Origin of the sequence: Aeromonas sp. 600724 (assembly GCF_049175135.1) — a bacterium.
In the GTDB taxonomy this organism is placed as follows: Bacteria; Pseudomonadota; Gammaproteobacteria; order Enterobacterales; family Aeromonadaceae; genus Aeromonas; species Aeromonas veronii_A.
The window spans coordinates 229,869-251,878 of the sequence record NZ_JAAKUM010000003.1 but is presented as its reverse complement, the minus strand read 5'-3'; the positions used below and the strand labels follow the sequence as shown (position 1 = coordinate 251,878).

General features: G+C 58.4%; 25 protein-coding genes. 11 read left to right on the top strand and 14 right to left on the bottom strand.

The genetic code is table 11. The features are described from left to right. Window positions 1-229: 229 nt before the first annotated feature. Window positions 230-1,030 carry a putative RNA methyltransferase gene (locus G5168_RS04630; protein WP_421230649.1) on the bottom strand — a complete coding sequence of 267 codons (801 nt, stop codon included), beginning with the start codon at window positions 1,028-1,030 and terminating at the stop codon, window positions 230-232. Window positions 1,031-1,155: 125 nt separating this feature from the next. Continuing rightward, entirely contained in the window at window positions 1,156-1,794 is a 639-nt protein-coding gene (gene crp / locus G5168_RS04625) for a cAMP-activated global transcriptional regulator CRP (RefSeq protein ID WP_005335304.1), read from the bottom strand. Between the two features lie 300 nt (window positions 1,795-2,094). Between crp and G5168_RS04620 the strand changes: the two genes are divergently transcribed. Both G5168_RS04620 and G5168_RS04615 read left to right on the top strand, forming a co-directional pair. Next, window positions 2,095-2,499, top strand: a complete 405-nt coding sequence (locus tag G5168_RS04620) for an OsmC family protein (RefSeq protein ID WP_421230648.1) — start codon at window positions 2,095-2,097, stop codon at window positions 2,497-2,499. 93 nt (window positions 2,500-2,592) lie between these two features. After that, on the top strand, window positions 2,593-2,889 hold the full coding sequence (locus G5168_RS04615; protein ID WP_040067985.1) for an MliC family protein: 297 nt from the start codon (window positions 2,593-2,595) through the stop codon (window positions 2,887-2,889). 141 nt (window positions 2,890-3,030) lie between these two features. Here the strand turns inward: G5168_RS04615 and G5168_RS04610 are convergent, their stop codons facing one another. From G5168_RS04610 to G5168_RS04600, 3 genes are read right to left on the bottom strand one after another with little or no spacing between them, the layout of a single operon-like run. Next, on the bottom strand, window positions 3,031-3,564 hold the full coding sequence (locus G5168_RS04610; RefSeq protein WP_421172146.1) for a DUF4136 domain-containing protein: 534 nt from the start codon (window positions 3,562-3,564) through the stop codon (window positions 3,031-3,033). A gap of 15 nt (window positions 3,565-3,579) precedes the next feature. Then, window positions 3,580-4,449: a phosphoribulokinase gene (locus tag G5168_RS04605; protein ID WP_157162054.1), complete on the bottom strand. Its 870-nt coding sequence runs from the start codon at window positions 4,447-4,449 to the stop codon at window positions 3,580-3,582. Between the two features lie 52 nt (window positions 4,450-4,501). After that, the gene (locus G5168_RS04600) at window positions 4,502-4,726 is read right to left on the bottom strand and encodes a YheU family protein (protein WP_216952980.1); all 225 of its coding nucleotides are present in this window, start codon (window positions 4,724-4,726) and stop codon (window positions 4,502-4,504) included. A 145-nt stretch (window positions 4,727-4,871) separates the two neighbouring features. Here G5168_RS04600 and G5168_RS04595 point away from each other — a divergent pair, with 145 nt between their 5' ends. After that, on the top strand, window positions 4,872-5,975 hold the full coding sequence (locus G5168_RS04595; protein ID WP_421230647.1) for a membrane-associated sensor domain-containing protein: 1,104 nt from the start codon (window positions 4,872-4,874) through the stop codon (window positions 5,973-5,975). Here the strand turns inward: G5168_RS04595 and G5168_RS04590 are convergent. From G5168_RS04590 to G5168_RS04580, 3 genes are all read right to left on the bottom strand, one after another. Next, on the bottom strand, window positions 5,954-6,940 hold the full coding sequence (locus G5168_RS04590) for a hydrolase (protein WP_421230646.1): 987 nt from the start codon (window positions 6,938-6,940) through the stop codon (window positions 5,954-5,956). The two genes, G5168_RS04595 and G5168_RS04590, sit on opposite strands and share 22 nt — an antisense overlap. Window positions 6,941-7,004: 64 nt before the next feature. After that, window positions 7,005-7,904 carry a chemotaxis protein gene (locus G5168_RS04585; RefSeq protein WP_216952983.1) on the bottom strand — a complete coding sequence of 300 codons (900 nt, stop codon included), beginning with the start codon at window positions 7,902-7,904 and terminating at the stop codon, window positions 7,005-7,007. 153 nt (window positions 7,905-8,057) lie between these two features. Further along, window positions 8,058-8,717: a hypothetical protein gene (locus tag G5168_RS04580; protein ID WP_421251892.1), complete on the bottom strand. Its 660-nt coding sequence runs from the start codon at window positions 8,715-8,717 to the stop codon at window positions 8,058-8,060. A 39-nt stretch (window positions 8,718-8,756) separates the two neighbouring features. On the opposite strand from G5168_RS04580, the gene G5168_RS04575 reads away from it, so the two are divergent. Beyond that, complete coding sequence (locus G5168_RS04575; protein WP_005335287.1) at window positions 8,757-8,960, top strand: YheV family putative zinc ribbon protein; 204 nt, start codon at window positions 8,757-8,759, stop codon at window positions 8,958-8,960. Between the two features lie 143 nt (window positions 8,961-9,103). Beyond that, window positions 9,104-9,775, top strand: a complete 672-nt coding sequence (gene slyD / locus G5168_RS04570) for a peptidylprolyl isomerase (RefSeq protein ID WP_421251891.1) — start codon at window positions 9,104-9,106, stop codon at window positions 9,773-9,775. A gap of 100 nt (window positions 9,776-9,875) precedes the next feature. On the opposite strand, the gene G5168_RS04565 is transcribed toward slyD, so the two are convergent. Further along, a complete protein-coding gene (locus G5168_RS04565; protein WP_005335285.1) occupies window positions 9,876-10,091 on the bottom strand; it encodes a SlyX family protein in 216 nt (71 codons plus the stop codon). A 14-nt stretch (window positions 10,092-10,105) separates the two neighbouring features. Beyond that, window positions 10,106-11,074, bottom strand: coding sequence for a hypothetical protein (locus G5168_RS04560; RefSeq protein ID WP_421251890.1), 969 nt, complete (start codon window positions 11,072-11,074; stop codon window positions 10,106-10,108). 118 nt (window positions 11,075-11,192) lie between these two features. Here G5168_RS04560 and fkpA point away from each other — a divergent pair, with 118 nt between their 5' ends. Beyond that, window positions 11,193-11,996, top strand: coding sequence for an FKBP-type peptidyl-prolyl cis-trans isomerase (gene fkpA / locus G5168_RS04555; protein WP_005335283.1), 804 nt, complete (start codon window positions 11,193-11,195; stop codon window positions 11,994-11,996). Window positions 11,997-12,147: 151 nt separating this feature from the next. Next, entirely contained in the window at window positions 12,148-13,554 is a 1,407-nt protein-coding gene (locus G5168_RS04550; RefSeq protein WP_005348258.1) for a sigma-54-dependent transcriptional regulator, read from the top strand. A 55-nt stretch (window positions 13,555-13,609) separates the two neighbouring features. Here the strand turns inward: G5168_RS04550 and G5168_RS04545 are convergent, their stop codons facing one another. From G5168_RS04545 to G5168_RS04535, 3 genes are all read right to left on the bottom strand, one after another. Beyond that, entirely contained in the window at window positions 13,610-14,479 is an 870-nt protein-coding gene (locus G5168_RS04545; RefSeq protein ID WP_421251889.1) for a hypothetical protein, read from the bottom strand. A 111-nt stretch (window positions 14,480-14,590) separates the two neighbouring features. Continuing rightward, window positions 14,591-14,926 (bottom strand): hypothetical protein, encoded by a 336-nt coding sequence (locus G5168_RS04540; protein WP_107684268.1) that lies wholly within the window; start codon window positions 14,924-14,926, stop codon window positions 14,591-14,593. A gap of 143 nt (window positions 14,927-15,069) precedes the next feature. Next, entirely contained in the window at window positions 15,070-15,414 is a 345-nt protein-coding gene (locus tag G5168_RS04535; protein WP_206877835.1) for a DUF2956 domain-containing protein, read from the bottom strand. Between the two features lie 268 nt (window positions 15,415-15,682). Here G5168_RS04535 and ushA point away from each other — a divergent pair, with 268 nt between their 5' ends. After that, window positions 15,683-17,407, top strand: coding sequence for a bifunctional UDP-sugar hydrolase/5'-nucleotidase UshA (ushA, locus tag G5168_RS04530; protein WP_421172143.1), 1,725 nt, complete (start codon window positions 15,683-15,685; stop codon window positions 17,405-17,407). Window positions 17,408-17,621: 214 nt separating this feature from the next. Here ushA and G5168_RS04525 read toward each other — a convergent pair whose 3' ends face one another. Beyond that, the gene (locus G5168_RS04525) at window positions 17,622-18,482 is read right to left on the bottom strand and encodes a Tim44 domain-containing protein (protein ID WP_005335275.1); all 861 of its coding nucleotides are present in this window, start codon (window positions 18,480-18,482) and stop codon (window positions 17,622-17,624) included. A 363-nt stretch (window positions 18,483-18,845) separates the two neighbouring features. Between G5168_RS04525 and dnaB the strand changes: the two genes are divergently transcribed. The 3 genes from dnaB (at window position 18,846) to G5168_RS04510 (ending at window position 21,932) form a co-directional block, all read left to right on the top strand. Further along, window positions 18,846-20,240 carry a replicative DNA helicase gene (dnaB, locus tag G5168_RS04520; RefSeq protein WP_026035132.1) on the top strand — a complete coding sequence of 465 codons (1,395 nt, stop codon included), beginning with the start codon at window positions 18,846-18,848 and terminating at the stop codon, window positions 20,238-20,240. Between the two features lie 199 nt (window positions 20,241-20,439). Continuing rightward, a complete protein-coding gene (alr, locus tag G5168_RS04515; protein WP_421251888.1) occupies window positions 20,440-21,513 on the top strand; it encodes an alanine racemase in 1,074 nt (357 codons plus the stop codon). Next, complete coding sequence (locus tag G5168_RS04510; RefSeq protein ID WP_042052785.1) at window positions 21,513-21,932, top strand: secondary thiamine-phosphate synthase enzyme YjbQ; 420 nt, start codon at window positions 21,513-21,515, stop codon at window positions 21,930-21,932. Before alr ends, G5168_RS04510 begins: the two co-directional genes overlap by 1 nt. Window positions 21,933-22,010: the final 78 nt, after the last annotated feature.

Here is a 22,010-nt window from a genome sequence, read left to right as displayed (position 1 = left end):
TCGTTGTTTAATTTGGTGCTGAAGGGCGCTGTTGATACTGGATATGACGTTTTTTGACAGGTTAAAAAGAGATTAAATTCAATGAATTATTCTCTATTGGCTGTTTTGACATTAAAACTGGCCTGACCAATAAGGTCGATGACTCAAGTTGTGAGGCGTATCACGAAGGGGGAGAAGAGTGGCGGGAGGAAAATGGGACAGGAGCACTTGCCGTGCTCCTGTCTGGCGGTCAGCTTGCTTTTTGCCACAGTGTCATCAGCAAATCCTGTTCCAGCTGTGCCGGGCCTTGCTGGATAAAGGCATGGCGCTGTTCGCCGTTGGCGCGCCAGCCGAGACGGCTTGTCTCCAGAATAAAGGCGCGCATGGTCTGATCCATAGAGATAGGGAACTGGCAGCGCTCCTGGCTTACCAGTCGGAGACCGGCAAGCGAGGGCCAGCTTAAAGGGTGTTCCATACTCACCGGATTGAGGCTGACCCGCAGTTGCCACTGATGACGCGGGCCTGGCTGCAGATAGAGCAGATAGCCACCGGGGGCCAGCCAGCTGACCAGCTGTTCGGTCTTGACCTTGAGATCGTTGACCAGCAGCACCTGAGCAGAGCCCGGTTGCAACGGCGCGCGAGCGGGATCGGCAATGACAAACTGGCCGTCCGGCTGCGCTTTTTTGGCGGCAAAAATGGTGTTCTTGGCGATATCAACCCCAGCAAACTGCCAGCCGGGCAGGCGCTCTGCCAGCGCGCGGCAGTAGTAGCCTTCACCACATCCCAGATGAACCAGCTCTTGCGGGGCAAGGGGAGAGAGCAGGGCGGCCATGGCCTCGACCAGCGGCAGTTGGTTGCCGGCTTCCAGGAAATGGTGCTTGGCGCGCATCAGGGCGCGGCTGTCGCTGTCTTTGGGGTTTTTCTTGCCGGGGATGAGGTCCAGATAACCTTCCGGTGCCGGATCGAAGTGATGCTTGTTGTCGCAATAGCGCCCCTGGGAGGCTTCATGAAGATGGAGCGGACTGCGGCAGCGGGGACATTGAAGATGCATAGTAACTCTCTGGGCGAATGCCGGAACAGTGAAGGGCGTTCGGGATTATAGGGGAGAGGATCGAAAAAGGCTGCCGTAGCAGCCTTTTTTATCCCAAGGCCTCAGTTAGGCCTGTTGATGGGGCATCAGCGAGTACCAAATACCACAATGGTCTTGCCGTGAGCGGAGATGAGCTCCTGCTCTTCCAGCATCTTGAGGATGCGGCCCACGGTTTCACGGGAACAGCCGACGATCTGGCCGATCTCCTGACGGGTTATCTTGATCTGCATGCCATCCGGGTGGGTCATGGCATCTGGCTGCTTGGCCAGGTTGAGCAGAGTCTGGGCGATCCGGCCGGTCACATCCAGGAAGGCGAGGTTACCCACTTTCTGGCTGGTGTGCTGCAGGCGCTTGGCCATCTGGCCAGAGAGACGCATCAGAATGTCCGGGTTGACCTGGATCAGCTGGCGGAACTTCTTGTAAGAGATCTCTGCCACTTCGCAAGAGCCTTTGGCGCGAACCCAGGCGGAACGCTCGGGATTCTCGTTCTCCTCGAACATCCCCATCTCGCCCAGGAAGTCACCCTGGTTCAGATAGGAGAGGATCATCTCTTTGCCCTCATCGTCCTTGATCAAGACGGCCACAGTGCCCTTGACGATGTAGTAGAGGGTCTCCGCTTTTTCACCCGCATGGATCAGGGTGCTCTTCGCGGGATACTTATGAATGTGGCAGTGCGACAAGAACCATTCCAGGGTGGGATCGCTTTGCGGTTTGCCAATAACCATGAGAATTCCTCTGTAGTGTCTTTTTATGGACTTGTGCGTCCGGGCAAGCTGCCAATCTTGCCATTCCTTGTATTAGTCGCAGTAGGATAAGAGCCTTTGTCTGTGCTGACAAGGCTTTGCGCCCTTTTGCAAGAGCCCTTTGGGTAATGCCTGCTGCGCTGCTTCGGCCATTCTAGGGAAGATAGAGGTCGGAGATGTTGATTTTGATCTATTTCCATCCCAACTCCCCCTGTTCGGCAGAGATAAGCGACTGGGTTATGCTAGGGATCCATCATCACGATTAACAGGAGAGAGTGCGAGATGAAAGCCAAGGTCAGCTGGGTGGAAGGGATGAAGTTTGTGGGTGAGAGTGAATCCGGTCACAAGGTGATCCTGGATGGAGCCAACCCCGGTGAGGGGGCCAGCCCGATGGAGATGATCCTGCTGGCGGTCGGTGGCTGCAGCTCTATTGATGTGGTCTCCATCCTAGAAAAAGCGCGCCAGTCGGTGACCGCTTGTCATGTCGAGGTCAGTGGCGAACGGGTTGATAGCGTGCCCCGGGTTTTCGAGAAGATTAATCTGCACTTCGTGGTGACAGGCAAGGGATTGGCGGAGAAGCAGGTGGCCAGAGCGGTCGAGCTGTCGATGGAAAAATATTGTTCTGTTTCCCTGATGTTGGAAAAAGCGGTACAAATTACCCATAGTTATCAAATTGTTGAAGCTTGATAACGATAGTTTCGTTGGTACCCTGGCATAAGGCCGTTACGTAAGGCCACTGCACAAGGCCATGACATAAAGCCATTACATAAGGAAAGTGCAATGAAAAAATTGATCGCTCTGCTTCCCCTTTTGGGCCTGGCGGCGTGCAGCAGCCCGCAACCTACTCAGTATCAATACAGCCAATACCAGTGTGGTGAAGAGATGCTGGCCGTTACCTATGATGCCCAGGCTGACATGGTGCAGTTCCCCTATGCCGGGGTTTACCACAAGCTGGCGCGCGTTGAGTCTGAATCTGGCGCCAAATATTCCGACAGCGTCACCACTTTCTGGAATCAGGACAAACAAGCCCTCCTCACCCAGAAAGGGGTCACACTGCTGACCTGTACGCTTAAATAAGTGACCACAGATAGCTGAAGGTGTGCAGCTTTGTGCCCCGGTCTGGCCTAGGCCGGATTGGGTCAAGAGGTTGAGACCACAAAAAACGGCTTGCCGGGAGGCAAGCCGTTTTTCTATCCATCTGTTATCACTAAACAAGCACTAGTTGGTGGGGACGCGATTGAGCAGCTCGGCCGCGAGCTGCTGGCTAAGCGCCTGACGCTGGTTGTCTGCAATGCTCACGTCGCTGGTCAGCTGGATGATGCTGCTCCAGACCGCTTTCTGGGTTTTGCGATCGAGCAGCACTATGGCCAGCGACCCTTTGCGCTGGTTGGCCGAGGCATATACCCCGGGGGTCATGCCAAGACGTGCGAAAATCTCGCCGTCACTCATATCCTTGCCGCCCGCGACGCCGATGGCGACCCACAGATCCGCCTCGTCGAGCGGCGCACTCTGCCACCCCTTGCCATTGAGCTCCCGGCTTACCGCCTGCTGCATCGGCTCCAGCCACCCTTCCGCCAGCTCACCGGCGAATTGATACTGCTCGGCCAGGGCGTAGCGCGGGGTTGCGCCATAGGTCCAGTTGCCAATCGGACGAACCAGCATGGTGCCGGACTCCAGCGTGGGGGCCGTCGGCCCGCTGCTGCAGCCGCCAAGCAGGGCGGCCAATACCACAGAGATAAACGCTAACCGCATTGTGAACTCCTTGGCTTAAGTGATCTTGCCGGTTTCAAGTAGTTGCTGGATGAGTGGCTTAAGGATCAACTCCATGGCAAACCCCATCTTGCCACCCGGCACGACGATGGTATTCATTCGTGACATGAATGAGCCGTCGATCATCGACAACAGATAGGGAAAATCGACCTGTTTTATGCCGCGAAACCGGATCACCAGCATACTCTCGTCCAGACTCGGGATCACCTTGGCACTGAAGGGATTGGAGGTGTCCACTGTCGGCACCCGTTGGAAGTTGATATGGGTGCGCGAGAACTGCGGGGTGATGAAGTTGATGTAATCATCCATGGAGCGGACTATGGAGTCGGTTACGGCCTCACGGGAGTGGCCGCGCTCCGAGGTATCGCGGATCAGCTTCTGGATCCACTCCAGGTTGACGATGGGCACCACGCCGATGAGAAAGTCCACGTGGCGGGCTACGTTGTGATCCTCAGTGACCACACCACCGTGCAGCCCTTCATAAAACAGCAGGTCAGTGTCGCTCGGCAGATGCTGCCAGGGGGTGAAGGTGCCGGGCATCTGGTTGAAGGGGACCGCCTCGTCAAAGCTGTGCAGATAGCGGCGATACTGGCCGGTGCCATCCTGGCCATAGCCCTGAAAAAAGCTCTCCAGCAAGCCGAAGTCATTGGCCTCGGGGCCAAAATAGCTGATGTGGCGTCCTTGTTCACGCGCCTTGCGGATTGCCACATCCATCTCGGGGCGGGTGTAGCGGTGAAAACTGTCACCTTCCACCACGGCTGCCTGATAACCCAATTGGTGGAACATGGATCGAAAGGCGATGGTGGAGGTAGAGGTACCGGCACCGGACGATCCGGTGACGGCGATAATGGGATGCTTGGCCGACATAGAATGCTCTCTTCCTTGGGAGTTTCGTTATACGGGCGTGAACCCGAGATGGTCAAGACGGCTCGTTGAAACGATCGCGTGGCACAATATTGACCGATTCATGCAACTCGCTATAGACGATCACGGCGATGCCTTGCTGTAATTGAGTCCTTACCATAGCGACTTTGGCTTCAAGCGAAACATCATGTTCGCCATATTCGGTGCCTTCTTGCAGCACAAACTGTTCGATCAGGTTGGTCAGGGTATCGGCATCCAACGCTTGCCAGGGGATTATCATGAAGGGATCTCGATGCAAAAGGGTATAACCGTCAGCTATTGTTGTGCGCAATAAAATGAGTGCAACCTCTTTTTACGCGTTTCGTGGAGTGTGAGACATGTTGTCTGAAGAGCAACGCCGGGCCCCCTCAACGATATCGGCTCACATGGATCTTGCTCGTCGCCAGGCCATCAGTCGCGGCATGGTCTGGTTCTGGTTGCTGAACTGGCTGGTTGTGCTGTTTCTGGCGATACGCTACCAGGTCTACAGCCAGGCAGGCCTGGCCAGTGACGGTACTCTGCCATGGCGCTTTCAGAGTGAGCTGGGCTTTGTCATGGTCGTGCTGCTGCTGCTGCCGGTTGCAGCCCTGCTCTGCAATCATCTGCAGGATCGAGTCTGGCTATGGTGCGCATTGGTCGTAATGCTGGTCTGGGGGGTCGTCTGGACGCTGCATATCTTCACCATTGGTGAAGTTGAGCTGCGAGGAGGGGCAAGTTATGCCAACGGGATCATGCGCCTCAATTTACTGGCTGCGCTGATCGCGTTTTATCCCGACCGACGCGTGTTGTATGCCTATCTCAGTGTACCGTTGCTATTTGGCGTTGCGCGTTTGTGGTGGCTGGAGGTGGATTTTCCGCAGCTTTATCTGCTTGAGGTGGTATGTACCATAATGGCGCTGGAGGTTGGTCGCCGGATGCTGCATCGCTGGTTTGAATTGGCCGTGATGCGTGAGCATGACAATCTGGCCCTGTTGCGGCGCCTCGATGCACTGGCCAAGCAGGATCCACTGACTGGTCTTGCCAATCGGCGCCACTTCAGTCAGGAGCTCGAACGCTGCAAAGCCCATAGTCAGTCGAGCGGCGCCCCGCTTGCCCTTATCCTCATCGATGTGGACTACTTCAAACGCTTTAACGATCACTATGGCCATCAGGCGGGAGATGTCTGCCTGCGGGAAGTGGCGCAGTTGATGATGCGTGTGGTGCGCAGTGAGGCGGAGCTGGCTGCCCGTTACGGCGGTGAGGAGTTTGTGTTGCTGCTACCCGATGCCGATAGTCAGGGCGCAGCTAAGGTAGCGCAGCGGTTGCAGGATGGGCTGGCCGAATTGCAGCTTGAGCATCTGGCATCCGATGTTGCCAGTCGGGTGACCATCAGTCAGGGGATCGCGACACTGGAAGGCGGGGAGAGTGGTGAGCAGCTACTGGCGCGGGCCGACCAGGCCCTCTACATGGCCAAGGCTGGGGGTCGCAATCAGTTCTGCACCGCACCCTGAGTCTGTTCGGCAATCCAGCGACTGATCCGTTCATCCAGCCAAAACCGTGGCCGCCAGGGCGTGCCGTGCAGAAAGCCGACATGGCCGCCACGCTGGCTCAGCTCATAGCGCACCGTGGGCGAGAGTTGCTCCGGCCGGGGAATGACCGAGTGTGACATAAAGGGATCGTCGGCGGCGTGCAGGATCAGGGTAGGGATGGGGATTTGAGCCAGCAGCGTTAGTCCCGAGCAGCTCTGGTAGTAGTGGGTTGCGCTGTGAAAGCCGTGCAGCGGCGCGGTAACCAGCTCGTCAAAATCGCGCAGGGTGGCAATCTGCTCCACTTGTCGAGGTTGCCAGCGTTCACTCGCTTTCTGCTGCTGGCTGATCTTGTTGAGCAGGTTGCGGCGCATGGTGCGCAGCAGATAGTTCTGATAGACCTTCGAGAAGCCCTGATTGACCCGCTCGGCGCAACTCTCCAGCTGCAGCGGGGCCGAGACCACCACCGCCGCTTTCAATGCCGCAGGACAACCCCGCGCCAGCAGATTGACCAGCATATTGCCACCCAGTGAAAAGCCGATGGCGATCAGCGGTTTGCCCGGGAAGCGCTGGCTCAGCTCGGCAATCAGCTCCTGCGCATCACCGATGGCGCCGGAGTGATAGGCCTGCAGGTGGCGATTTGGCTCGCCACTGCAACCGCGAAAGTGCATCAGCACAGCCTCTCTGCCTTCTTGCTGCAGGTGGGCGAACAATCCCTTGGCATAGTGGGAGTGAATGCTCCCCTCCAGCCCGTGAAAGACCACCACCAGTGGTCGCGAATCTGTCGTGATCTCGCCGCTCCAGGCGAGATCGACAAAATCCCCGTCAGTCAGTTCGAAGCGCTCGGCCACAAATCGGGCCGGAGTCCGGCGCAGCCATTTGGGCAATATGGTCTGCAGATGAGGATTGCGGGCCCACCAGGGGGCGTGGAAGTGGCTTTCGGTCAGCATGGCGTCGTCGGTCTGGGTCGAAGATAGAGGGGCGAGAGGTGTTCAGCTCCCGCCAGTCATTGGCTTATTTCAGCAGGCGATCGTGATGTTCGGCACCGCGCAACATGGCCTGGATCAGCTCGTTGGCCTCGAACTTGGTCAGCGCCTCATGGGCGCCCACCTGATGGGCCCGCTCCACACTGATCTCGCTGGAGAGGGAGGTGTGCAGGATGATGTAGGCCCCCGCCAGTTTGCTGTCGCTCTGTACCTCGAAGGCCAGCTCGTAGCCATCGAGCCCAGGCATCTCGATATCGCTCACCAGAATATCGATGGGGGTCTGCTGGCTGGCACGTTGTTGCATCAGGGTCAGTGCGTCCTTGCCATTGGTACAGACCTCATAAGGGATATTGATGTAATCGAGGGCTGCCATCAGCTGGCGACGGGCGACCGAGGAGTCATCAACCAGCAGGATCCGCATCGGCTTGATCCGCTCCCGCTGCACATCGGTCAGCACCGGATAGAGGTGGCTCGGATCGTCCGGATAGACCCGGGAGAGGATCAGCTCCACATCCAGCAGCTGGATCAGCTGGTCATTGACCCGGGTGACACCAGTCACAAACACATTGTGGCCGAGGGCGGCGGGAGGTGACTCGATATCGCGCCAGTTGCACTCGGTGATCTTGTCGATGCCTCGCACCAGAAAGCCCACCAGGGTGCGGCGGCAATCGGTGATGATGATAAAGCAGTGGGGCATCTCCTCCTTGCTGATGGGGCGATAGCCCACCGCCATCGCCATGTCGATCACCGGAATGGTGGAGCCGCGCATATTGGCGGCCCCCAACACGGTCGGGTGCGAGTGGGGCATTGCCGTCAGCTGGGTGTAGGGCACTATCTCCTTCACCTTGAGGGTACCGATGGCAAAGGATTGTTTGGCTGAAAGGTGAAACAGCAACATGCCCTGGGATTGATTGGCTTTGCTCGTCATGGCAGATGTCCTGTTGGTCGAAACGTTGGCAGTCACTTCAGGCCTCTAGCATAAAGGATTACGGGGGGAATGGCCCTTCCTTGTTAACGACCATCTGGCAAAAAACTGGACTCATTCAGCCAATTTAGTTCGCGCATTCACACCTGCGTCCGGTTATTGATCGCCATCCTCGCCAACGCCCCACTGCTGGCAGGCCGCTTGCAATGCGGTCTCATCGGCATAACCCAGCTTGCTGGCCACCTGCGCGGGTTTGCTGCCGCCCTTGAGCAATCTGAGCGCCTGCAGCAGTTGCCACTGTTGTTGCAATTCACTCCCTTCCACCGGCGCATCGGCTTGTTGTGCCCACTGTTGCAGAGACTCAGGCTGGCCATTGGCCAGCGCTTGCCAGCAGGCTTGCAGCTCACCGTGACCCTGCTGGCTGATGGCGCACTGTTGCAGCTCATCCAGGATCACCTGCAGTCGCTGACCGTAGGCGCCTTGCCACTCTTTCGGACGTTGCCACCGGGCCAGCGAGTCGAGCAGGGCATCGAGCTGCGGGGTGGTCTGCAGCCAGCCTGCCTGCTGCGGCTGAGCCACGCGCAAAGAGACGCTCAGCTGATCGTACTCGCAACCGCTGAGGGGGCTGAAGGCCGCGAGAGCATCGGCGCAGAGCCAGAAGCTGCTGCCTGCCGGCAGCAACAGCTCATGTTGGCCCAGTCTCAGCAGCGCGGCGCCCCGGGTGATCCGCAACAGCTGCCCGACCGGAGTTCGTTTGCGGTTGCCGGCGTGCAGGCCCTGGCAGGAAAAATGGTGATACTCGATGGCGTGATGCATGTAAAAACCCTGATATGATGCTGCCTGGAGGTAACAAATATGGAAACCAGACGTAAAAAACGCTTCATTGCCGGTGCGGTCTGCCCGGCGTGCGGCAAGTTGGACAACATGATGCTGTATCTGGAGCATGGAGTCGAGAAGGTGACCTGCGTCGCCTGTGGCGATACCCAGGTACAAACGCCTGCCGAGGTCGACAAGCAGACTCGCGAGGCGGAAGAGGTGATCGGGGTGTTTCGCCCCTGATAAGGGAACGGCGGCTGGAATGAGGGTCTCCTCGCTAACGCTGTTGCCGTTTTTTTCGTCACTCAGTGGCGCCGCACGGCATATGCGCGGCCCGCTTTTTAGGGTATTCTGAGCCCGTTTTTTTCTATCCGCAGGATCCTGACATGAAAGTAGCTCCTCTGAGCGTGGTTACGCTGGAATACACAGTCACCGACGAGCACGGTGAAGTCATCGACAGCACTGTCGGCAAAGAGCCGCTGGTCTATCTGCACGGCACCCGTTATCTGGTCTCTGGCTTGGAAGCCGAGCTGGAAGGTCGCGCGGTAGGTGAAGCCTTCGAAGTGACCCTGACCCCGAGCCAGGCCTACGGCGAATATGACGAGACACTGGTACAAGAAGTACCGGGCGAGCTGTTCGACGGCATGGAAGTCTCCGAAGGGGATACTTTTGTGGCTGAAACCGACGATGGTCACCGTCCGGTGACCGTGGTTGAAGTGTCCGAAGAGTTCGTCAAGGTGGATGGCAACCATCCGCTGGCTGGCGTGACTCTGGGCTTCAAGGTCGAGATCAAGGACGTGCGTGCCGCTACTGCCGAAGAGCTGGCCCACGGCCACGTTCACGGTGCCGGTGGTTGCGGTCACGATCACGGTCATGACCATGATCACGGCGGCTGCTGTGGCGGTCATGGTCACGACCATGATGAGGATCACGGCCAGGGCGGTTGCTGCGGTGGCGCTGGCCACGGTCACGATCATGGCCACGACCACGGTGACGACCATGGTCACGGCGGCTGCTGCGGTGGCGGCGGTTGTGGTGGCAAGGGCCATCACCACTGATCACGGCCACGCCGATGATAAAAAACCCGCGATAATCGCGGGTTTTTTATTGGCTGACAGTGATGCCGAACCATGTTGCCTGACCAGAGATGGCGCCGGATCAGTAGTGCGGCGGCGGGGTCTCTTCAGCCATGCTGGCAATCTGGCTGGGCTGTACGCTTTGCAGTTTGTCGATCAGCAGCTGGATCTGGTATTTGAGCCGATCGAGTTCACGGCCCTGGGTGGTTACCTCGTCGTTGAGCTGCTCTATGGTGTACTCCGCATAGGCGAGACGGGTTTCCAGGGTTTCGATGCGATCGTTAAGTTGCTGACTCATGGGCCTTCGGGTCCTTACTTGATTGTCCAGATTTCGGCCAGACCACTGGAGCTGGCACTGACAAGGTGGCTATTGTCGCGCAAAGCGACGCCGTAGACCACTGCGCTGGGCGGTTTCACCTTGGGTTGCGGCGAGACGCGCCAGCTCTGCAGCAGGGCACCATCGCTCACTTGCCACAGGGAGAGCTGACGGGAAGGGGCGCCGGTGATGAGCCACTTGCCATCGTTGGCAAAGCGGGCGCTGGTGTAGACCTCGAAGCGGTGATCATATTGCAGCTGACTCACCTCCTTGCCGGTTTTCAGATCCCAGATGCTGGCCCGGCTGCTGTCGGCGGTGAAGGCGTAGCGGCCGCTCGGCTCCAGTCTGGCCATGATCACCCGGCCACCATGGTTGAAGCGCCAAATTACCTGCCCGCTACGGGTATCCCACAGATAGGCGCTGTAGTCGTTGCCACCGGTCAGGGCGTAGCGACCGTTGGCGGAGAGATCCACCGTATTGACCTGTTCGGTGTGCCCTAGAAACTGCAGGCGACGACCGCTTCGGGTATCGAGCCACTCGGCCTTGCCATCTTCTCGCCCGATCAGCACATAACGACCGTCGGCAGAGAGCGCGATGTCCCTCAGCCTGGATTCAGGAAGTGAGTAGTAGCCTTGTGATTGCCCGTCGTTCAGCCGCCAGGTAGCAAAGGTGTCTGGGGTGGCGGTGACGGCATGGCTGTTGCCTTCGGAAAAGCGGGTAATGAATACCAGCTCTTCCGCCGAGTCGGATTGCTTCCAGCGCCAGCGTTGACGGTTCTGTTCCAGATCCCAGACGATGATGCCCTGGCTGATGCTGGAGACGATGGCCTGCTTGCCATCACTGGAGAGATCTGCGGTCAGCAGACCCGTGCTGGCGAGGGTCATTTGCTGGTTGGGTTGGGAGCTTTGCTCGCAACCGGTGAGCATTAAACAGAGGCTCACCAGATAAATGGCACTTTTTATCATTTTTGCGGTCTCACGCTTTTGTTACCTGCGATCACGGCGTTAGTATAAGGCGCTTATCACGATAAACCTCTCATTTCACGATGGAACCGAGAGCGGTATTTGGAGTTTGGAGAAACTGATGAACAAATTTCTGAAGGTGTCCCTGTTGGCGGCGGCCGTTGCCGTCGGTCTGACTGCTTGCCAAAAAGACGAGAAGCCTGCTGCGGCCAATACCGCCGAAGTGAAGGCAGAAGCCAGCAAGCCGGCAGAGGCGACCAAGGCCGAAGCCAAGAGCTTTGAAGAGCAATCTGGCTACGCAATTGGCCTCTCCATGGGTCGTTACATCGCAAATACCCTGGAGCGTCAGCAGGAACTGGGCATCAAACTGGACAACGCCGTGATCCTGAAAGGGGTGACTGACGGTCTGGGCAAAGAAGCCAAGATGACTGATGAAGAGATCCAGAAGGTACTGCAGGATTACGACGCCAAGATCAACGAGCTGACCAAGGCCAAGGCCGAGAAAGACGCCGTTGAGAATCTGAAGAAGGGCGAAGAGTTCCTGGCTGCCAACGCCAAGAAAGAGGGTGTGAAGAGTACTGAATCCGGCCTGCAATACGTGGTCGAGAAGATGGGCACTGGCGCCAAGCCGAAATCTACCGATATCGTCAAGGTTCACTACACCGGTACCCTGACCGACGGCACCAAGTTCGACAGCTCCGTCGATCGCGGCGAGCCGGCTACCTTCCCGCTCAATCAGGTTATCCCGGGTTGGACCGAAGGTGTTCAGCTGATGCCTGTCGGCTCCAAGTTCAAGTTCTTCCTGCCGTCCAAGCTGGCCTATGGCGAGCACGGTGCAGGCTCCATCCCGGCGAATGCCGTGCTGGTGTTTGACGTTGAGCTGCTGGCTATCGAGAAGCCTACTGCTGACGACGCCAAGAAGTAATCCCTTCTTGTAGTTAAAAACGGCTCCTTAAGGAGCCGTTTTTACTTGTGTATTCCCTGCAATCGCGGGATAACAGAGCTGTCTTGGCGTTGGGTTTGCGCGCGAAAATAAGGCAAAATAGATCGCAGAATCAAATACAAGGATGAGTCCAGTGGCTGAAAATAAATCGCGTGTCCTGCTGGTGGAAGATACCCGTAGTCTGGCGGTGGTCTATGAACAGTACCTGCGCCAGGAGGGGTACGAGGTGGTGCTGGCCGACTGTGGTCAGCAGGCGTTGGCACAGTTGCTGGCAAGTCCTCCCCCCGTGGTGCTGCTGGATCTGGAGCTGCCGGATATGTCCGGTATGGATATTCTGCAGATGATCACCGAACAGCAGTTGCCTTGCTCGGTGGTGGTGATCACCGCCCACGGCTCGGTGGATGTGGCGGTGGAGGCGATGCGCCTCGGAGCCTTCGATTTTCTGACCAAGCCGTTTGACAGCAAGCGGCTCTGCGCGACTGTTCGCAATGCCTTGAAACACCAGCAGTTGAGCTCGCTGGTTGCCCACTATCGGGAGAATTTCGAGCGCAGCTCCTTCTTCGGTTTTATCGGTGCCTCCATGTCGATGCAGGCGGTCTATCGCATCATCGAGAGCGCGGCGCCCAGCAAGGCGACCGTCTTTATCACTGGCGAGAGCGGCACCGGCAAAGAGGTGTGTGCCGAGGCGATTCACCAGTGCAGTCCCCGCAGCGAACAGCCCTTTATTGCCCTCAACTGCGCCGCCATTCCCCACGATTTGATGGAGAGCGAGATCTTTGGTCATGTGAAGGGCTCTTTTACCGGTGCCCAGGGGGATCGCAAAGGGGCGGCCAGCCTGGCTGATGGTGGCACCCTGTTTCTCGACGAGATCTGCGAGATGGACCTGGATCTGCAGAGCAAGTTGCTGCGCTTTATTCAGACCGGCACAGTGCAGCGGGTCGGCAGCGGCAAGCTCGAGACGGTGGATGTGCGCTTTATCTGCGCCACCAACCGGGATCCGCTGGTGGAGGTGAAAGCAGGCCGTTTTCGCGAGGATCTCTACTATCGGCTCCACGTCATTCCCCTCACCCTGCCGCCGCTGCGGGAGCGGGGCGAGGATATCCTGCTGCTGGCGCGTACCCTGTTGCAGAGCTACGCCAAGGAGGAGAACAAACGCTTCAAGGATTTTGACGTTGAGGCGGCGCGAGTGCTGCTCGACTACCCCTGGCCTGGCAACGTACGCGAGCTGCAGAACGTGGTGCGCAATATCGTGGTGCTCAACGACAAGGAGCTGGTGAGCCCGGATATTCTGCCGCCACCGCTCAATGGGGTTCGTCCCCAGTTGCCGGCTGCGATTGCGGCAGCGGTGGCATCGGCTCCGGCCGCCACCGGGGTGGCTAACGGGCCAATTCGTCCGCTCTGGCTGGTGGAAAAAGAGGTGATCGAACAGGCCATCGCCAGCTGTGACGGCAATATTCCCAAGGCGGCGGCCCTGCTCGAGATCAGTCCCTCCACCATTTACCGTAAAAAGCAGGGGTGGGAGGAGTCCAATCGGGCCTGAACCATCTTGCCAGCAGAAAGGGCGGCTAGCGTGCCGCCCTTGCTATTTTGGGGGATCAGAGTTTGGCGAGGCGCTTGAGGCGGGCCAGTCGCTCCCCCTCGTTGGTGCTGAACCAGCGGTCCTGTGACAGCAGAAACCAGGCGCGGGAGAAGTATTCCGCGGCCAGCGGATCGTCCAGCACCAAGGCATTCTCCCCCAGCTCCTCGAACAGATAACCATCCTCTGGTTCGCCAGCCTCGGCCATATCGGTCTTGAGCTGGTGCAGCTCTGCCAGCGCCTGCTGGTGCTGACCCTGGGCCCGAGTCAGGCGAGCCAGACTCCAGCGAGCGATAAACGCCTTGGCCGGCTGGTTATGTTGCAGATGCCAGACCAGACACTTCTGCTGCTGGATTTTCGCCTCATCAAAGCGGCCCAATTCGAACAGGGTCCAGCCCTGATTGTTGTAAAGGGGGGCCAGCCAGCCGCGCACCTTCTCGTCACTGCTGCGTTCCGCCAGCTCCATCGCCAGTTGATGCCAGCGGCTCTGCTCTTCCAATGGTGCGGCGATGGCGATCATGTGAGCGGCGTCGATGGCGAGATAGGTCTCCTTCTCCTTGAGCCCCCACTGCCAGGCTTGTTCAAACAGCGGTTTGGCACTGGCTTTGTCGCCCGCCGAGTTAAAGGTGCGGCCTCGTTCCAGCAGAGTCCGGATCCGCGCTCTGGGGGTTGTGTCGGTGAGGCGAGGCGCTATCTCGTCGAGCAGCTGGTGGGCTTCGGCAAACTGGCGCAGCAGCGAATGGGTACGGGCAATTTGGGTCAGCAACTCCAGTTCGAGTTGCAGGTCGGCGGCGGCGCGCGCTTCGGGAAGAAGGGTGTGAAAACGAAGGGCGCTGGCGGCGGGATCCTGATAATCCCACAGCGCCATGAAATCGGGCGGATTGTCCATTTGGCCTCCTTGCTGGTTATCCTGTCACCAAGATGCCTGCAGGCCATTGTTTGTACAAGGGCGCCCGTCACAGAGCGCCCCTTGAGCCATGCTAACGGTTGTGCCAGCCGATCAGTAGACCATGGCCAGGCTCATCAGCATCAGGCCGAGGGCGGCAAAGGCCCCCTCCTTGATGGCGAGCCGTGGCACCAGCGCCTTGGGCAGGGCCGGAAACAGGCTCAGGGCAAAGCCAAGCCCCGGCATCAACCAGTGGAATGCCGGATCGCGCAGGGCGGGATTGGCGGCTCCATTGATGATGATCAGCAAAATAAACAGGGTGAAGGCGGGGAGGATAAACCAGCGTACCCCGCCGGCGGCGACCGCCCGCAGCGGCGAAATGCGATAGAGCAGCATGGTCACAAGGAACAGAACAAAAGGGGCCAGCAGATAGAGCGGAGCGGGGTTCATAACATCTTTCCTGAAAACTGATCGTCAAAAAACAGGGAGTCCGGTGCAAGAGGCGCGGGATTTAACCACTCTTCGCAGGTAATCACCAGCAGCCCGGGCCCGGGCTGTGAAGAGGATCCCGGACAAAGGTTTGCTAGCGCGTCTTAGTGCGACCAGAACCAAGCTGCTGCAAATCCCAGCCAGCTCAACACTAGCAAGATCCAGGGCAGGGGATGCTGATGGCTTACTTCAACCAGCTCCAGCTGATCGTCTTGTTCTTCGGTTTGTGGCGCGCCCTGTGGCTGCCTGGCTTTGGCCTGCATTTTTTTCTGGCGGCTCGCTTCGCGGGCCCGCGCCTTCATCTGTTTCTTGTATTCGTCGATGCCTTTCTGGATCCCTTGCGCGATAAGCTGGGTCTGTTCCTTGGTCTGCCCCGGCTTCTGGTTGGCACGGGCAATCTTCATCGCCTCCTGCTGGGTCTCGGGGGAAATCTTGTCGTACTTGGCCATCAAATCATCTCCTCGGGCATGGCTGGCTGGGGAGTATGCCATAAAGGCGCGTCCGGGTGGCGTCTCCTTGGTGCGGGAGGGGATCAAGTGAGTGACAGCTCAACAAAAAACCTGACAAATCAGCAGGAAGCCGGATGTTGGGCCGAAGATCACAATTAGCAGAATTTGTGAGTCATCGATGAAAAACGGTCATCTGTTGTTTGTTATATTGGCGCCCGACCCGCTGGACAGGGTTGATAAATAACAAAACAATCAAGGTGATATGGAAATGAATAATAACTTTATCAAAGGCGGCGTGGCACTGGCCGTGCTTGCTGCACTGACTGGCTGTAATACCTCGAGCAATGACACCGTTGCACCCTGCACCGAAAATGTCTGCAAACTGACCATCCTGCACACCAACGATACCCACGGCCGTTTCTGGCACAACGCTGAAAATGAGTATGGTATGGCTGCCCAGAAGACTCTGGTCGAGCAGCTGCGTAGCGAGGCCAAGGCTGCTGGCAGCGAGGTGTTGGTGCTATCTGGTGGTGACGTGAATACCGGGGTGCCGGAGTCCGATCTGCAGGATGCCGAGCCTGACTTCATGGCGATGAACAACATTCGCTACGATGCCATGGCAGTGGGCAACCATGAATTCGACAACCCCCTCAGCGTACTGGAGAAGCAGCGCAAGTGGGCCCAGTTCCCCATGCTCTCGGCCAACATCTATGACAAGGCGAGTGGCAAACACTACTTTGACCCCTACAAGGTGTTCAAGCTGGAGAGCGGTCTCAAGGTCGCCGTACTGGGCCTGACTACCGAAGATACCGCCCAGCTGGTTGACCCCAACAACGTGCAGACCTTGGAGTTCCGCGATCCGACTACGGAAGCGGCCAAACTGGGCCAGCAGATCCGCAGCAACAAGGAGGCCAATCTGGTCTTCGCCATCACCCACATGGGCCATTACGAGAATGGTCAGCACGGCAGCAATGCGCCGGGCGATGTAGAGATGGCTCGTGCACTGCCGGCAGGGACTCTGGATGCCATCATTGGTGGCCACTCCCAGAATCCGGTCTGTATGGAACCGGGCACCACCAACAAGTACGCCAATTTCAAACCGGGTGATAACTGCCAACCGGACCAGCAAAACGGCACCTGGATCATGCAGGCTCACGAGTGGGGCAAGTATGTGGGCCGTGCCCAGTTTGAGTATCAGAATGGCAAGTTGACCCTGACCAGCTATGAGCTGATCCCGGTCAACCTGATCAAGCGCAACGCCAAGGGCGAGGCGATCGATGCTAACGGCGTCGTAACCAAGGACCCGACCAAGATGCAGTTCGTACAGGACGAGATCACCAAGGATCCCGAGCTGTATAACACCCTGCTGGGTTATCAGGAGAAAGGTCAGCAAGAGCTGAATGTCGTCATTGGCTCGGCAGATGGCTTGCTGGTTGGTGATCGCAACTCGGTTCGCAACAAGCAGACCAACCTGGGTCGTCTCATCACCACGGCGACCAGCATCAAGCTGGGGGTCGACTTTGGTATCGTCAATTCAGGTGGTGTGCGTGACAGCATCCCGGCCGGTGATATCACCTACCGCAGCGTGCTGCTGGTGCACCCGTTTGGCAACACGGTCAACAAGGCGGCCATGAAGGGAAGCGATCTGGCGACCTATCTGGGTCAGGTGGCAACCAAGACCCGCAATACCGGTGGTTATGCCCAGTTTGGCGGTATCGATATGGCGGTGGATTGCCAGGCCAAGAGCGTCAATATCACCAGCATCGGTGGCAAGGCGTTTGATCCGTCAGCAACCTACAGCTTCGCGATCCCGAGCTTCAGCGCCTCCGGTGGTGACGGCTATCCGAAGATCGATACCATCAATGCCGGCTTGGTGGATGCAGCCGTGCTGAAGGAGTACATCGAGATCAAGAAGGTGATCAACGTGGCCGATTATCAACCGTCCAATGAGGTGACCTATCTGAACTCAACATCTGCCGAAGGGTGCAACTGATTCGTCAGCGGGGCGCATAGCTCCAGATGTGATGCGAAAGGGCAGCCGGTGGCTGCCCTTTGTCGTTATGTGCGTGGTGACATGTCATCTTGGGATTGGTCACAACTCTTCAATTATCAATGACGATAGCCATCGCCTGTATGAGGTCAGGTGAGGGTATGAAATGAAAAGAGGCAGCCCATGGGCCGCCTCCTGCGTAGTGACAATCTAAACCTTACAGCTGCTCGATACCGACGATATGCCAAGGGGCATTGTTCTTGGCCAGATCGCGTTCGAGGTGCCACACCTCTTTGATGTCTTCTTCGACCTGCTCCTGACGGTCCATGTAGCGGCCGCTGAAGCGCACGCTCACCTGAGCCCAGTCGCTGCCGTAGTCGGCGCGTACCAGCTGGGTATCGACGTACATCACTTCGGTATGCTGGTCGCCAGTCAGTTCGGCGCGCTCGGCTTTGAGCTGCTCAAACAGCTCGGGGCTGACGTACTCGCGCACTTTTTCCAGATCGTTCTTGTTCCACGCCTCTTGCAGGGTGCGATAGTGATCGCGGGCACCGGCTAGGAAGCTGTTCATGTCAAAGCCCGGCGGCAGGCGGAACGGCACGTCGCTGTCGGCAAAGCCGGTGGCTTGCGGTGCGCTGTTGCTCTGCTCAAACTGCTGCGGGGCCGCGGATTGCGGTGGCTGATAGCCCGCATAGGCCGCCTGTTGTGGCTGTGGCGTCGCGACCTTGCCCTTGCGCAGGGTACGGATCAGGAAGACGGCACCCAGCGCCAGCAGGGCGATCAGCAGGAAGTCCATTCCTTGCAGACCTTCAAAGGCACCGCTGCCCAGCAGGTAGGCAAACAGGCCGCCAGCCAGCAGGCCGCCCAGCAGGCCACCCATCATGCCGCTCTTTTTCGGCGGAGTCTGGGCATTCAGTGTCGGATTCTTGTTGTCGACCGGTTTGGCCGCAGGCTGGGCCGGCGCAGTTTTGTAACTTTTACCAAAGGATTTGCCGCCGCCAAACTTCTTGGCTTCGGCGTGAGGTGCCCCCAGGCCAATGGCCAGGATCACGGCAAACAGGGTCAGCATCTTTTTCATTTTGACTCTTTTCACTCTCGTCTGTGGGTGGGGCATGCTCCGCTTTGGCAAGCTCAGCAAGGCGCATGGCAGGCTGCCTGTCCCTAATTGTGTCGCAGCTTGTATTCATCAATATCACCTCTGGCATGAATTATTCATGAACGAGGTAGCCGCGATGCGGCGTCAAACAAGAGGAGTAAACCGGATGAAAAGCAGAAGATTGAGTCGCAAGGAGCGCAAAATGCGAAGCAAAATCAAAATGGTCAAGGTAGAGCAGACTCTGGTTTGGCCCTTTATGATGGTATGAGCCGCCAGATAGGGCTCGCCGTAGTTGGCTTTCTTTTGTAAAATTCCCGTCCCCTTCCCGCTGCGGTTTTTATGTGTATGGCAGAGCAAGTGACGGCGAAAAAAGACGCCAAGACACAACAGCTGAAAGTTCCTCCCCACTCTTTTGAGGCCGAACAGTCCGTACTGGGCGGCCTGATGCTGGATAACGATGCCTGGGATCGGGTTGCCGAACGGGTGATCGATCAGGATTTCTACAGCCGTCCGCACCGGTTGATCTTCCAGGCCATGACCCGCCTCTCCAACGCGGGCAACCCCATCGACCTCATCACCCTGCAGGAGGAGCTGGAGCGCTCCGAACAGCTGGAAGAGGCGGGCGGCTTCGCCTATCTGGTGGAGATCGCCAAGAACACCCCGAGTGCCGCCAACATCAACGCCTACGCCGAAATCGTGCGCGAGCGGGCGGTGGTGCGGGAGATGATCTCGGTCGCCAACGAGATAGTCGAAGCAGGCTACGAGCCACAGGGCCGCACCTCCGGCGATCTGCTGGATCTTGCCGAGAGCAAGGTATTCAAGATTGCCGAGCAGCGCACCAGCGCCAACGAGGGGCCCCAGCCCCTGAAGCTCATCCTCGAGCAGACCGTCGACAAGATTGAAGAGTTGTTCAAGACCCCCCACAACGGGGTGACCGGGGTATCGAGCGGTTACAACGATCTGGACAAGATGACCGCCGGTTTGCAGCGTTCGGACTTGATCATCGTGGCGGCCCGTCCTTCCATGGGCAAGACCACCTTTGCCATGAACCTCTGCGAGCACGCGGCCCTCACCGCCGACAAGCCGGTGCTTATCTTCTCGCTGGAGATGCCCTCCGAGCAGATCATCATGCGTATGCTCGCCTCGGTCGGTCGCATCGACCAGACCAAGGTGCGTACCGGTCAGCTCGATGACGAGGATTGGGCGCGCCTCTCCTCCACCATGGGATTGCTGCTGGAGAAGGGCAAGATGTATATCGATGACGCCTCCGGCCTCACTCCGACCGATGTACGTTCCCGTGCCCGTCGGGTGGCACGCGAGCACGGTGGCCTATCCATGATCATGGTGGACTACCTGCAGCTGATGCGGGTGCCGGCGCTCTCTGACAACCGTACCCTGGAGATCGGCGAGATCTCCCGCTCCCTCAAGGCCTTGGCGAAAGAGCTGCAGTGCCCGGTGGTGGCGCTCTCCCAGTTGAACCGAAGCCTGGAACAGCGGGCCGACAAGCGCCCGGTCAACTCGGACCTTCGTGAATCGGGTTCCATCGAGCAGGATGCGGATTTGATCATGTTTATCTATCGTGATGAGGTTTATCACGATGACAGCCCGGACAAGGGGATTGCCGAGATCATTATCGGCAAGCAGCGTAACGGCCCCATCGGCCGGGTGCGCCTCACCTTCCAGGGTCAGTTCTCCCGGTTCGACAACTACGCCGGTCCGGCGTTTGACGACGATTATTGATAAGTAACAATCATGGCAATCCTGTGGTCAGGATTGCCACCACCGCTCTGACCCGCTTGCCATTCACTGCAAGGCAGCCCGTCAGAGCCTGTTTTCCCGGTTCGACAATTATGCCGGTCCGGCCTTCGACGACGATAAGTGAGTGGCGGTCTTCTGCCCGATGAGGGGGAGACCATTTGTGCCCTCGTAAGGGAAAACCATGAAAGCGGCTACTGCCCAAATCAACACTGCGGCCTTGCGCCACAACCTCGCCGTGGTCAAGCGCCACGCTCCCGCTTGCAAGATCATTGCTGTGGTCAAGGCCAACGCCTATGGCCATGGACTGCTGCCGGTCGCCCGCACCCTGGTGGATGCGGATGCCTATGCGGTGGCCCGTATCGAAGAGGCGCTGATGCTGCGCTCCTGCGCCGTGGTCAAACCCATCGTGCTGCTGGAGGGATTCTTCTCTGCCGACGATCTGCCGGTGCTGGCGGCCAACAATCTGCAGACGGCGGTTCACACCTGGGAGCAGCTCGAAGCGCTGGAGCAGGTTGAGCTGCCAGCGCCCGTGGTGGCCTGGCTCAAGCTCGACACCGGCATGCATCGCCTCGGGGTACGTGCCGACGAGATGCCCACCTTTATCGAACGACTCGGCAAGTGCAAGAACGTGGTGCAGCCGTTCAACATCATGACCCACTTCAGCCGCTCCGATGAGCTGGAGCAGCCTACTACCCGCGAGCAGATCGACTTGTTCAGCAAGTTGACCGCACCGCTGGCGGGCGAGCGGGCCATGGCCAACTCGGCGGGCATTCTGGCCTGGCCAGACTCCCACTGCGACTGGGTTCGCCCCGGCGTCATCCTCTATGGCGTGTCGCCTTTCCCCAACACGGTGGCGGCCGATTACGACCTGCAGCCGGTGATGACCTTGAAGACCCAGCTGATTGCGGTGCGGGATCACAAGGCGGGCGAGCCGGTGGGCTATGGCGCCAACTGGGTGTCGGATCGCGATACCCGGCTCGGGGTGATCGCCATCGGCTACGGTGACGGTTATCCGCGCATGGCGCCCAATGGCACTTCCGTGCTGATCAACGGCCGCATCGTGCCGCTGGTGGGGCGTGTCTCCATGGATATGAGCACGGTAGATCTTGGGCCCGGCGCAACCGACAAGGCCGGTGACGAGGCGGTGCTGTGGGGCGAGGGGTTGCCGGTGGAGCGGGTGGCCGACGAGATTGGCACCATCCCCTACGAGCTCATCACCAAACTCACCTCCCGCGTCTTTATGGAGTACGTCTGATGTGGCAGCAGTGCCTGCTGACTCTTAAGCCCCGTTCGCGGGGCTTTCATCTGGTGACGGACGAGCTGGTGGCCAAGCTGCCGATGCTGGCGGATTACCGGATTGGCATGGCGCACCTGCTGCTGCAACACACCTCCGCCTCGCTCACCCTCAACGAGAATTGCGACCCCAGCGTGCGCAGCGATATGGAGGCTCATCTGCACCGGCTGGCGCCGGAGGATGCCCCCTACTATCGCCACACCTATGAGGGGCCGGATGACATGCCCGCCCACATCAAATCCTCCCTGCTCGGGGTGAGCCTGCAACTGCCGATCCGCGATGGTCAGTTGGCGCTCGGCACCTGGCAGGGGATCTGGCTTGGCGAGCATCGCATCGATGGCGGTGCCCGCAAGGTGTTGGTGACCCTGCAGGGTGAGTAATCAGGCTGCAACCAGCCGAAAGATGACGATAAAAAGAGGGATGGCATTGAGCCATCCCTCTTTTGTTTTAACGGTTTC